The organism is Planosporangium spinosum (genome assembly GCF_049999945.1).
Classification (GTDB): Bacteria; Actinomycetota; Actinomycetes; order Mycobacteriales; family Micromonosporaceae; genus Planosporangium; species Planosporangium spinosum.
The window spans coordinates 1-11,677 of sequence record NZ_JBLYUB010000009.1 but is presented as its reverse complement, the minus strand read 5'-3'; the positions used below and the strand labels follow the sequence as shown (position 1 = coordinate 11,677).

9 protein-coding genes, 1 tRNA gene and 2 pseudogenes are annotated in these 11,677 nt (G+C 71.7%); 9 read left to right on the top strand and 3 right to left on the bottom strand.

Annotated features, from left to right (window positions below):
- Nucleotides 1–348 precede the first annotated feature (348 nt).
- The 6 genes and pseudogenes from fdh to ACNTMW_RS14290 form a co-directional block, all read left to right on the top strand.
- Nucleotides 349–3,591: pseudogene (gene fdh, locus ACNTMW_RS14315) on the top strand (formate dehydrogenase); the annotation flags it as partial.
- 37 nt (nucleotides 3,592–3,628) lie between these two features.
- Entirely contained in the window at nucleotides 3,629–4,708 is a 1,080-nt protein-coding gene (locus ACNTMW_RS14310) for a 4Fe-4S dicluster domain-containing protein (RefSeq protein ID WP_426634017.1), read from the top strand.
- Between the two features lie 37 nt (nucleotides 4,709–4,745).
- Entirely contained in the window at nucleotides 4,746–5,870 is a 1,125-nt protein-coding gene (gene nrfD / locus ACNTMW_RS14305) for an NrfD/PsrC family molybdoenzyme membrane anchor subunit (protein ID WP_426634016.1), read from the top strand.
- Nucleotides 5,871–5,884: 14 nt separating this feature from the next.
- Nucleotides 5,885–6,259, top strand: a pseudogene (locus tag ACNTMW_RS14300) (MFS transporter); the annotation flags it as partial.
- A gap of 26 nt (nucleotides 6,260–6,285) precedes the next feature.
- Entirely contained in the window at nucleotides 6,286–6,663 is a 378-nt protein-coding gene (locus ACNTMW_RS14295; RefSeq protein ID WP_426634015.1) for an MFS transporter, read from the top strand.
- Nucleotides 6,664–6,698: 35 nt separating this feature from the next.
- A complete protein-coding gene (locus ACNTMW_RS14290; RefSeq protein WP_426634014.1) occupies nucleotides 6,699–6,932 on the top strand; it encodes a hypothetical protein in 234 nt (77 codons plus the stop codon).
- A gap of 127 nt (nucleotides 6,933–7,059) precedes the next feature.
- Here the strand turns inward: ACNTMW_RS14290 and selD are convergent, their stop codons facing one another.
- Nucleotides 7,060–8,049, bottom strand: coding sequence for a selenide, water dikinase SelD (gene selD, locus ACNTMW_RS14285; RefSeq protein WP_426634013.1), 990 nt, complete (start codon nucleotides 8,047–8,049; stop codon nucleotides 7,060–7,062).
- 160 nt (nucleotides 8,050–8,209) lie between these two features.
- On the opposite strand from selD, the gene ACNTMW_RS14280 reads away from it, so the two are divergent.
- Nucleotides 8,210–8,305: transfer RNA gene (locus ACNTMW_RS14280), tRNA-Sec, on the top strand.
- Nucleotides 8,306–8,575: 270 nt separating this feature from the next.
- Nucleotides 8,576–8,989, top strand: coding sequence for an STAS domain-containing protein (locus ACNTMW_RS14275; protein ID WP_426634012.1), 414 nt, complete (start codon nucleotides 8,576–8,578; stop codon nucleotides 8,987–8,989).
- A 21-nt stretch (nucleotides 8,990–9,010) separates the two neighbouring features.
- On the opposite strand, the gene ACNTMW_RS14270 is transcribed toward ACNTMW_RS14275, so the two are convergent.
- Both ACNTMW_RS14270 and ACNTMW_RS14265 read right to left on the bottom strand, forming a co-directional pair.
- Nucleotides 9,011–10,018 (bottom strand): GGDEF domain-containing protein, encoded by a 1,008-nt coding sequence (locus ACNTMW_RS14270; protein ID WP_426634010.1) that lies wholly within the window; start codon nucleotides 10,016–10,018, stop codon nucleotides 9,011–9,013.
- Between the two features lie 194 nt (nucleotides 10,019–10,212).
- Nucleotides 10,213–11,016 (bottom strand): AraC family transcriptional regulator, encoded by an 804-nt coding sequence (locus ACNTMW_RS14265; RefSeq protein ID WP_426634009.1) that lies wholly within the window; start codon nucleotides 11,014–11,016, stop codon nucleotides 10,213–10,215.
- A 49-nt stretch (nucleotides 11,017–11,065) separates the two neighbouring features.
- Between ACNTMW_RS14265 and ACNTMW_RS14260 the strand changes: the two genes are divergently transcribed.
- Nucleotides 11,066–11,488 carry a DUF2000 family protein gene (locus tag ACNTMW_RS14260; RefSeq protein ID WP_426634008.1) on the top strand — a complete coding sequence of 141 codons (423 nt, stop codon included), beginning with the start codon at nucleotides 11,066–11,068 and terminating at the stop codon, nucleotides 11,486–11,488.
- Nucleotides 11,489–11,677 lie beyond the last annotated feature (189 nt).

The following is an 11,677-nucleotide window of genomic DNA, read 5'->3' as shown; positions in this document are numbered from 1 at the left end:
GCAGCCGGATACCCACGTGAGGCGCATGTCAGGCCAGTGCCTGAGGCTTAGCTGCACTGAAAGGGTCACCCTCCGTGAGGACTATCCGGCGGTGGCGCGTCGGCGAGCATACCTCAAAATTCGAGGCTGGACGCCCGCACGCACCCATGCACAATTCGCCTGTCGTGCGCGCAGCGCAACCCTGACGCGCCGGGTTGCCCGAGACGTCCGGTCTCTCCGCCTCGGACGGGTGACTGTCCGTACAGAGCGTGGGCGCGGCGGTACGGACGGCATCCGCGGGTGGTGCCGGCGGAAAATCGCCCGTCTAGATCATGTTTTCCGGCGACGGCGCCGTGGTACTGATGGTGCATGGGCGTACGCACCTGGATCGAAGGCTGGCCGGTCTACCGTCAGCTCACCGGTACCGATCCGCTGGGTCGCGGCGCCGCGTCGAAGTCGAAGCGCTCGCGCGAGTTGGTCGCGCGGACCGAGACGGCCGATTCCATGGCCCGGTCCGTCTGCCCGTACTGCGCGGTCGGCTGCGGCCAGCGGGTGTACGTCTCCGACGGTCGGGTCACCCAGATCGAGGGCGACCCGGACTCGCCGATCTCGCGCGGCCGGCTCTGCCCGAAGGGCGCGGCCAGCAAGAACCTCGTGACGAGCAGGTTCCGGCAGACGAAGGTGCGCTACCGCCGCCCGTACGGCACCGAATGGGAGGACCTCGACCTCGACACGGCGATGGACATGATCGCCGACCGGGTCATCGCGGCCCGGGCGCAGACCTGGGAGGACGTCGACGCCGAGGGCCGGCGGCTCAACCGTACGCTGGGCATCTCCAGCCTGGGTGGGGCGACGCTCGACAACGAAGAGAACTACCTCATCAAGAAGCTCTTCACGGCCATGGGCGCGATACAGATCGAAAACCAGGCCCGGATTTGACACTCCGCCACCGTCCCCGGTCTGGGGACCAGCTTCGGTCGCGGCGGCGCCACCAACTTCCAGCAGGACCTCGCCAACGCTGACTGCATCATCATCCAGGGCTCGAACATGGCCGAGTGCCACCCGGTCGGGTTCCAGTGGGTCATGGAGGCCAAGGAGCGCGGCGCGAAGATCATTCACGTCGACCCGCGGTTCACCCGTACGAGCGCCCTGGCGAACACGTACGTGCCGATCCGGGCCGGCACCGACATCGCGTTCCTGGGCGGGATCGCGCGGTACATCCTGGACAACGAGCTCGACTTCCGGGAGTACGTGCTGGCCTACACCAACGCGGCGTCGATCGTCAGTGCGGACTTCCGCGACACCGAGGACCTCGACGGCCTGTTCTCCGGCTACGACCCGGAGACCGGTGTCTACGACCCGACGACGTGGCAGTACGAGGGCCACGAGCCGGGCGGTGCCGACCGTGACGCGGTGCTCGAGCGGGAGACGGCGATGCCGTTGCAGCACGAGTCGCACGGGCCGGGCGTGTCCCGCAACGTCAAGCGGGACGAGACGCTGCAGCACCCGCGCTGCGTCTACCAGATCCTCAAGCGGCACTTCTCCCGCTACACCCCGGAGATGGTGGAGAAGACCTGCGGCATTTCGCGGGAGAAGTTCGAAGAGGTGGCCCGGGCCTGGACGGAGAACTCCGGCCGGGAGCGCACCACGGCGCTGGTGTACTCGGTGGGCTGGACCCAGCACAGCGTCGGCGTGCAGTACATCCGCACCGGGGCGATCATCCAGTTGCTGCTGGGCAACATCGGCCGGCCCGGCGGCGGCATCATGGCGCTGCGCGGGCACGCCAGCATCCAGGGCTCCACCGACATCCCGACGCTGTTCAACCTGCTGCCCGGCTACCTGCCGATGCCGGTCGCGCAGATCCACCCCACCTACCGCGACTGGGTGGAGAGCATCCGCCACCCCGAGCAGAAGGGGTACTGGCACCACGCCCCGGCATACTGCGCCAGCCTGCTCAAGGCGTACTGGGGTGAGGCGGCCACGCCCGCCAACGACTTCTGCTACGACTACATACCGCGCCTGACCGGCGACCACGGCACGTACCAGCAGGTCCTGCGAATGATCGACGGCAAGATCAAGGGGTACTTCCTACTCGGCCAGAACCCCGCGGTGGGTTCGTCCAACGGCCGGGCGCAGCGCCTGGGCATGGCCAACCTCGACTGGCTGGTGGTGCGCGACCTGTTCGAGATCGAGAGCGCCACGTGGTGGAAGAACAGCCCCGAGGTGGAGACCGGCGAGATCGTGCCGGACGAGTGCCGCACCGAGGTGTTCTTCCTGCCGGCCGCCTCCCACGTGGAGAAGGAGGGCACGTTCACCCAGACCCAGCGGCTGTTGCAGTGGCGGGAGAAGGCGGTCGAGCCGCCCGGCGACGCCCGCTCCGAACTGTGGTTCTTCTACCACCTCGGCCGCATCATCCGGCAGAAGCTGGCCGGTTCGACGCTCGAACGCGACCGCCCGCTGCTCGACCTGGCCTGGGACTACCCGACGCACGGCGAACACGACGAGCCCAGCGCGGAGGCGGTGCTGCGCGAGATCAACGGGTACGTGATCGAAACCGGCCAGACGCTGAGCACGTTCGGCCAACTGCGCGAGGACGGCACGACCGTCGGCGGCTGCTGGCTCTACACCGGCGTCTACGCCGACGGGGTCAACCAGGCCGCCCGGCGCCGGTCCCGGCACGAGCAGGACTGGGTGGCCGCCGAGTGGGGCTGGGCGTGGCCGGCCAACCGGCGCCTGATGTACAACCGTGCCTCGGCCGACCGGGACGGTAGGCCGTGGAGCGAGCGCAAGGCGTACCTGTGGTGGGACGAGGAGAAGGGCTGCTGGACCGGGTACGACGTGCCCGACTTCGAGAAGACCAAGCCGCCGTCGTACCGGCCCGGCCCCGAGGACAAAGGCCCCGACGCGATCGCCGGTGACGACCCGTTCATCATGCAGGGCGACGGGAAGGGCTGGCTGTACGTGCCGGCGGGCCTGGTCGACGGGCCGATGCCGGCCCACTACGAGCCGCCCGAGTCGCCGGTGCGCAACCCGCTGTACGGCCAGCAGGCCAACCCGGTCCGCAAGGTGTACGACCGGCCGGAGAACACCACCCACCCGAGCCCGCCGGAGCCGCACGTCGACGTGTTCCCGTACGTGTTCACGGTCGCCCGGCTCACCGAGCACCACACCGCCGGCGGCATGAGCCGGTTCGTGGAGCACCTGGCGGAGCTGCAACCGGAGATGTTCTTCGAGGTGTCGCCGGAGCTCGCCGCCGAGCGGGGCCTGACCCACCTGGGCTGGGGGCACGTCGTCACCGCGCGCGGCGTGGTCGAGGGGAAGGTGCTGGTCACCGACCGGATGGCGCCGCTGCGGATATCCGACAGGGTCGTCCACCAGATCTGGCTGCCCTACCACTGGGGTCCGGAGGGGTGGTCGAAGGGCGACTCGACCAACGACCTGTTCGCCTTCGTCCTCGACTCGAACGTGCTGATCCAGGAGGGCAAGACCGGCAGCTGCGACGTGCGGCCCGGGCGGCGGCCGCGGGGGCGCCGGATGGTGGAGTACGTCAACGAGTACCGCCGACGCGCCGGGATCGCGGAATCCCACCACACCCCGATCCTCACCACGGACACGGGCGAGGAGTCCAAGCGGTTGGGGAGGCCCCACCATGGCGGGTAGGAACAGTTTCTACGGCCCGCTGGACCCGGCCCAGGACGCCGGGTACGTCGACCCGCCACCGCGGATGGGCTTCTTCACCGACACCAGCGTCTGCATCGGCTGCAAGGCGTGCGAGGTCGCCTGCAAGGAGTGGAACGACGTCCCGGAGCACGGCCTGGACCTGCTCGGCATGTCGTTCGACAACACCGGGGCGCTGACCGCCAACTCGTGGCGGCACGTCGCCTTCATCGAGCAGCCGGTGTCCCGGGAGAAGCTGGCCGAGCGGGGAGCCGCCGTCGGGGGGCAGGCCGGCAAGGAGATCCCGGCGTTCGAGGGCGTGCCGACCGGGACGGCGGCCGCCCCGGTCACGGCGACGAAGGCGGCGACCACCACCAAGGAGACCGGCACGGAGCCGGGGGTGCAGCCCAGCCCGGAGCCGGCGGCGGCCGCCCAGATGGCGGGTGAGTTCCTGGGCATGCCGCTGTCCGTACTGCCCGGTCAGCTCCCCGGTGGGGAGCGCACCGACTTCCGTTGGCTGATGATGTCGGACGTGTGCAAGCACTGCACGCACGCCGGGTGTCTGGACGTCTGCCCGACCGGCGCGCTGTTCCGCACCGAGTTCGGCACCGTCGTGGTCCAGCCCGACATCTGCAACGGCTGCGGATACTGCGTCTCGGCCTGCCCCTACGGGGTGATCGACCAGCGCAAGGGCGACGGCCGGGCGTGGAAGTGCACGCTGTGCTACGACCGCATCGGCGACGGTAAGGAGCCGGCCTGCGCCCAGGCCTGCCCGACCACGTCGATCCAGTACGGGCCCCTCGACGAGCTGCGGGAGCGGGCGGCCCGGCGGGTCGAGAAACTGCACGAGCTGGGGGAGACCAGCGCCCGGCTGTACGGCAACGACCCGAACGACGGGGTCGGCGGCGACGGCGCGTTCTTCCTGCTGCTCGACGAGCCGGAGGTGTACGGGCTGCCGCCGGACCCGGTGGTGCCCACCCGGGACCTGCCGGACATGTGGCGGACCGCAGGCAAGGCCGCGCTGGCGATGGCGGCGGCGGTCGCCGTCGCGTTCCTGGGCCGACGGCGATGACCGCCGGCGTGTTTCTTCGGTGGGGAGGGGGCGGGTCGTGACGGCCGGCGATCTGGGCAGTACGGGGCGGGAGGCCGCGAGCCGCGAACCGGCCGGCCGGCCGCCGGTCGGCGGCCGGCTCCGGGAGTTCCAGGCGTCCCGCGGTGGCCCGGGTGGTGGCCGGCGGGAACGCCGGGCGGGCGGCGAGCGGGCGATGGTGCCGCGCGCCGAGTTCACCTCGTACTACGGCCGGCCGATCCTCAAGGCCCCGGTGTGGCGGCACGACATCGCCGCGTACCTGTTCACCGGGGGGCTCGCCGCCGCCTCGTCGATGATCGCGGCCGGCGCGGACCTGACCGGCCGGCCGGCGCTGCGCCGGGCCGGCCGGTTGACGTCGCTCGCCGCGCTCGGCGCCAGCACGTACTTCCTGATCAACGACCTGGGGCGCCCGGAGCGGTTCCACCACATGCTGCGGGTGGCCAAGCCGACCTCGCCGATGTCGGTGGGTACCTGGATCCTGTCGACGTTCGGCGTGGCGGCGGGCGTCGCCGCGGTCTCCGAGGCGGCGCCGCTGCTGCCCCGGCGCGGGGTGCCCGGGCTGGCGCGGCGGGTACTGCCGCCGGCCGGCCGGGGCGCGGGGCTCGCCGCGTTCGCGCTCGGGCCGCCACTGGCCACGTACACCGCGGTGCTGCTGGCCGACACCGCCGTGCCGTCGTGGAACCGGGCGTACCCGTACCTGCCGTTCGTCTTCGCCGGCAGCGCGACGGCCGCGGCCTCGGGCATCGGGCTGGCGATTGCGCCGCTGGAAGAGACCGGCCCGGTGCGGCGGCTCGCGGTCGCCGGCGCCGCCCTGGAGATGGCGGCGATGCACAAGGTCGAACACGACATGGGCGTGGTCAGCGAGCCCTTCCACCTCGGCCGCGCGGGCAAGCAGTTGCGGGCGGCCCGCGCCTTCACGGTGGCCGGGGCGGTGGGCGCCCTCGTCGGCGCCCGCAGCCGGGTGCTGTCCGCGCTGTCGGGCGCCAGCCTGGTAATCGGATCGGCCCTTACCCGTTTCGGTGTCTTCGAGGCCGGGAAGCACTCAGCGCAGGACCCGAAGTACGTGGTGGTGCCGCAGCGGCAGCGCATCGAAGAACGAGGCCTCGAGCGCGTGGAGAAGGTGAACGTGCCGGAGGCCGACTGACGATAGGACCGGCGATGGCGTCCCGGACGGCCACCGAATCGGACATCCGGACGCGAGGACGGTGGGGACCGGTCGTCGCCGCTGTGCTGGTCCAGATCGCGCTCGGCGCGGTGTACGCCTGGAACGTGTTCAACCAGCCGCTGCAGAGCCAGTTCCACTGGACCAAGTCGCAGGTGGTCCTGCCGTTCGAGGTGGCGGTCGGGACCATCTTCATCGGCAGCATGGTCGGCGGGCGCATCCAGGACCGCTACGGTCCCCGCCCGGTCGCCCTCGGCGGCGGGGTGCTGTACGCGCTCGGCATCATGGGTGCCTCGCTGGTGACCTCGCGTGACCAGTTGTGGTTGCTGGTGCTTACGTACGGGGTGCTGGGCGGCATCGGGATGGGTGCGGTGTACATCACGCCGCGTTCATCGGCATGCTCCTGCTGCAGGCGATCTGCTTCCTGGTACTGCCGCCCGCCCGGGCGTTCGGGCTGTTCGCGTTGCTCGGTGCGCTGGTGTACCTGGCCTACGGGGGCGGGTTCGGCACCATGCCGGCGACCGCCGCGGACTATTTCGGCACCGCCCACGCGGGCGCGGTCTACGGCGCGATGATCATCGTGTGGAGCATCGGCGGCGTGATCGGGCCGCTGGTCACCGCCTGGCTGTACGAGGTGAGCGGCCACGGCTACACCCTGCCGTTCACCGTCCTCGCGCTCGTCGCGTTGCTGGCCGTGGCGCTGCCGGTGACCACGAGGATGCCGGCGGAGCCGGCGCTGTACCGGGGCGGGGTCACTCCTGTCGCGCGTCACTGACGTGTGACCGCGGCGTTCGCCCGTACGCTGCCGTCATGGCCAGGTTCCAGATCGACGCCCGGGCCCGCCGGGCCATCGACCGCTTCAACGCGGTGATGCAGCCGGAACTCGACCGGCTGGTCCGGCGGTGTGCCGGCGCGCCGGTCGCCGAGGTGCGCGCCGAACTGGCGAAGGTGTGGGGCGCCAACGCCGGGAAAGCGTTGCCCGAGCCGTGGCTGACCGACTGGGCGGCATCGATCAGCCGAGGCAAGCGGGTCGTCCTGCGCTGAGCCGCGACCTTTCCCGTGCCGTGACCTCTCCCGTGCCGTGGCCTCTCCGTGCCGTGACCCTCTGCATGATCGTGGAGACTTTTCCGTGCCGGCGCGCGGAAAAGTCTCCACGATCATGGGGGCGTGATCAGCGGACGACCAGCGTGACCCCGTCGCGGCGGGGGACCAGCTCGCCGACCACCGGGTAACCGGGCACCTCGCCCGCGACCAGCAGGCCGCCCGAGGTCTGCGCGTCGGCCAGCAGCAGCAGCTCGTCCTCGGCCACCCCGTCGGCGACCAGGTGCGGCCGCACCCAGTCGAGGTTGCGCCGGGTGCCGCCGCTGACGTACCCGGCCGCGAGCGCCTCGCGCGCGCCGTCGAGGTACGGCACCGCGGCCGCGTCGACCACCGCCGTCACCCCGCTGGCCCGGGCCAGCTTGTGCAGGTGGCCCAGCAGCCCGAAGCCGGTCACGTCGGTCGCGCAGACCGCGTGCGCCTTCAGCGCCGCCGCGGCGGCGTCCCGGTTGAGGGTGGTCATCGCGTCCACGGCGGGCGCCGACACCTCGCCGGTCGCCTTGTGCCGGCTGTTGAGCACCCCGATGCCGAGCGGCTTGGTCAGGGTCAGCGGAACCCCCGGCGTACCGGCGTCGTTACGCATGATCAGCTCGGGGTCGGCGACGCCGGTGACCGCCATGCCGTACTTGGGTTCCGGGTCGTCGACGCTGTGCCCGCCGGCGACGTGACACCCGGCCTCGCGGGCCACGTCCAGGCCGCCGCGCAGGACCTCGGCGGCCAGCTCCAGCGGCAGCACCTCGCGCGGCCAGGCCAGCAGGTTCACCGCGACGACCGGGGTGCCGCCCATCGCGTACACGTCGGAGAGGGCGTTCGCGGCCGCGATGCGACCCCAGTCGTACGCGTCGTCGACGACCGGGGTGAAGAAGTCGGCGGTCGCGACGATCGCCGTGCCGTTCTGGATCCGGACCACCGCGGCGTCGTCGCCGTCGTCGAGCCCGACGAGCAACTCGCCGGGGCCGTTCGGCGGGGCGTCGCCGACCAGGCCGGAGACCACGGCCTCCAACTCGCCGGGTGGAATCTTGCAGGCACAGCCGCCGCCGTGCGCGTACTGGGTCAACCGCATGACCTCACTCTGACATGTGGACGGTTCGTCCGGGGATCGGTGGTGGCCGTCGCGCCCGGCGTCACGGGCGGGTACCTGCCGCGGGTGCGGCCCGGACGATCTCGATAAGGTGGGGGACACGGCTGCTGAGCCGCGGCGACGTCGCAGGTCAGCAGCCCGTGGAGGCGTTCGGGTAGCTGGTGCTCCCCACGGTCTTCAAAACCGATGTGGCCCGGGATCCGGGTCAGGCGGGTTCGATTCCCGTCCGCCTCCGCCACCAGAACAAACGCAGGTCGCGGCGCCGGTCCGCGCGGCGTGCCTGCCGGAGACCGGTACGAAGCGCAGCGTCAGGATCTGTCCCACCTGCGGCCCGGTACCGGCGCGGTCGGTCATTCACCCCGCACGGGCCCTCGTCGTCTTCCGCGGCCGTACCGGCCATTCGCCGCGGGCTGGTGCAGGCGTGGATGTGCCGGCAGGATGATCCAATGGTCCCCGTTCCACTGGATTCCCTGATGCCGGGCAGTACCGATCAGCGGGAGGTGCGGTAGTGGACGCCGAGGGGGACGAGGCCGACCTGTCGCAACCGGTGCGGATCCCCGGCGAGGATCCCCGGTTCCTGGCCGGACCGGCCGAACCCAGCGACCTGGTGATCTCTACTCGGCGGCTGACCGCCGACGGCGAGATCGTCGTCTCGCTGGACGGTGACCTCGACATCGACGCCGCGGACCGGGTACGACTCGTCCTCGTCGGAGCCGCCCGGACGGCCGGCTGCCGTCGCCTGCGGGTCGACCTCGCGGAGGTGTCGTTCATCGATTCGGTCGGTCTGGGTGCCCTCGTCGCCGGCTGCCGGGCGGCCACCGCCGCCGGTGTCACCTTCACGATGACCAACGCCCAGCCCCCGGTGCGGCGGGTACTGGAGGTCACCCGCCTTGCCGGACCGCTCGGGCTCGCCGGTCCGTAGCCGTCCGCACCGGCGTCCGGTTCACCGGTTGCCGACGCGGTGCTGCTGCTTCTGCCGGTACAGGTGCCGGTCGGCGGTCTGGATCAGGGCGGTGAGGGTGTCCCCGTCGTCGGGGGCGCAGGCCCAGCCGACGCTGACCCCGGTGCGCTCGCGCAGCGACCGGCCGATCCGGTCAGCCACCTCCTGCGCGGCGGAGGCATCGGCCTCGGCGAGCACGACGACGAACTCGTCACCGCCGGTGCGGGCGATGATGTCCGCCGGCCCCAGCGCGTCGCGCGCCGCCGCCACGACCCACTGCAGCAGCTCGTCACCGGCGGCATGGCCGAGAGTGTCGTTGACGGCCTTGAAACCGTCGAGGTCCAGGCAGACCACCGACGGGCTGGCAACGCCACCGGCGAAGAGCTGCCGGGCCGCCTCGGCCAGGCCACGCCGGTTGAACGCGCCGGTGAGCGGGTCCAGTTGCGCGAGCGCGCGTAGCTGGGACCGTTGCCGGGCCAGGGTCTGTGCCTGGGTGGCGCACACCCCGACCACCCCCAGCATGCTGCCGACGAAGAGCAGGACGAATCCCGGCGGTGGCGGTTCCCCGACGGCGGCGACGAAGAGGTACGCGCCGATGATGACCGCCTCGAACGCGGCCAGCAGCCCCAGGCGCGCCGTGGAGCTGGCGACCAGCAGCACCGGGACGATGAAGCCCAGGGCGACCGGCGAGCCGCCGCCGCCGTCCCAGTACGCGCAGGACGTCACCACGATGATGGCGCACGCCAGCATGGCGAAGGGGAACCGGTACCCGAGGGCGCGCGAGACTCCCCGGACCGCGGCACCCACGCCGACAACGCCGAGCGCCAGTCCGAAGCCGTAGGCGGCGAGCATGGCCGGCCGGTTCGGCTGCGACCAGGTCAGCAGGCAGTAGGCGACGGCGCAGCCGTAGCCGAAAACTGCCAGCCCCGAGGCCGTCAGGACCTTCCACCGACGTGCCGCGACCCGGTCGAACGCGCCACCCACGTCACCCCACATCGGCAGCGGTGTCACGTGGTGAAGGGAATTTCAGCGGTTGTCGGCACGTCGCGATGGTCGCACCGTATGTTCCATTTGGCTAGCTCGCGATGGTGGCGGGGCGAGGTCACGGTGCCGGCGCGGGTCATCGCTCGACGGCCAGCCGTGCGGGTCGATGAACTGGGGGAGGAACGCGAGGTGGATCAGGTAGCCCGCACCGGCGATCCGGATCACCGTGAAGGCGCGTACCGGGCGGGGCTCACCCCGAGGTAGCGCGTGAAGTGCCGGGTCAGGTGGGCCTGGTCGTAGAACCCGGCCGCGGTGGCGACCTCGGCGGGACGCTGGCCGGCGAGCAGCAGCCGGCGCGCCCGCTCGATCCGGCGGCCGGTCAGGTACAGGTGCGGCGGCAGTCCGTGCACCCGGGTGAACGCCCGTACCAGATGGGTCGGGTGGGCGTGCAGCAGGTCGGCGGCCTCGCGCAGGGTGATGCCCTCGGTGGTCCGGGCGTCCAGCAGTTCGCGCAGCCGTACGGCGAGGCCGCGGGCGGGCGGCCGGGATCCGGTCGGGACGTGCCGGCGCAGCTGCCGGCCGAGCCGTTCCAGGATGAACGCGAGCCGGCTGTCCGCCTCGAACGTGTCCCCTGGCTGGGTGAGTACCCGGTGGAGCTGGTGGATCCGGTGGCGCAACCGTGGATCTGGCAGGCTCGGCCGGTCGACGGCCGCGCCGGCCAGCTCCGGGCCGAGGACCGACGTGTCGAGGTACAGGACCCGCTTGCGGAAGCCGTGCCGTGTGGCGGAGCGGCCGTCGTGCGGCACGTGCGGCGGTAGCAGGGTGACCGACGGCCGCAGGGCGCCGTGCTGGTGCCGGTCGAGGTCGAAGCGGATCGCGCCGTCGTCGACGATCAGCAGGGTCCAGACGTCGTGCGTGTGCGGCGGGTACGCGTGGTCGGTGAAGTGGGCGTGGAACACCTCGGCGATCCCGGGCACCGCGGGTCGCCACGCGCTGACGTGTGAACTCGCCGGCCGTGTCGGCACGCTAAGAACGTACAAGACCGGTCCGTCCCGACCGGGCAGGCTCGAGGTCATGAGTGAGCCGATCCGCTTCGACACCAAGATTGCCGTACTGCTCCGGGACGACCTGGCGGCCTGGCAGCGGCTGAATGTCACCGCGTTCCTGGTCAGCGGCGTCGCGCACGCCGTACCGGAACTGATCGGCGAGGAGTACCTCGACGCGGACGGCGCCCGGTACCTGCCGATGTTCGGCCAGCCGGTCCTGGTCTTCGCGGGCGACCGGGACGTGTTGACCGGCGCGCGCACCCGTGCCCTCGCGCGCGGCCTGCGGATGGCGATCTTCACGCAGGAACTGTTCGGCACCGGCAACGACCGGGACAACCGTGCGGCCGTACGGGCGGTACCGGGGGAGAAGCTCGACCTGGTCGGGTTGGCGCTGCACGGCCCGCGCAACGCGGTGGACAGGGTGCTCAAGGGGGCCAGCCTGCACCGCTGACCGTCGAGGGTGGACGCCGGGCCGGGGGGTGGACGGCCGGAGGTCCAGCGGGCCGGCCGGCACTAGGCCGTGTTTCATAGGCCGTTGATCGGCCGGCGTAGGTTGCGGCCGCTGGCGTGTCGGTCATCGATAGATGGCGAGGTCTCCGGTAGATGGTTCATCGACGAAGAAGACCATCAACACGGAGAC

What these genes read in the sequence shown, in the direction of transcription:
- ACNTMW_RS14260 (WP_426634008.1), top strand. Translation starts at nt 11,066, where the DNA reads ATGAGTGAGCCGATCCGCTTCGACACCAAGATTGCCGTACTGCTCCGG.
- ACNTMW_RS14295 (WP_426634015.1), top strand. Translation starts at nt 6,286, where the DNA reads ATGCTCCTGCTGCAGGCGATCTGCTTCCTGGTACTGCCGCCCGCCCGG.
- selD (WP_426634013.1), bottom strand. Translation starts at nt 8,049, where the DNA reads ATGCGGTTGACCCAGTACGCGCACGGCGGCGGCTGTGCCTGCAAGATT.
- ACNTMW_RS14290 (WP_426634014.1), top strand. Translation starts at nt 6,699, where the DNA reads ATGGCCAGGTTCCAGATCGACGCCCGGGCCCGCCGGGCCATCGACCGC.
- ACNTMW_RS14310 (WP_426634017.1), top strand. Translation starts at nt 3,629, where the DNA reads ATGGCGGGTAGGAACAGTTTCTACGGCCCGCTGGACCCGGCCCAGGAC.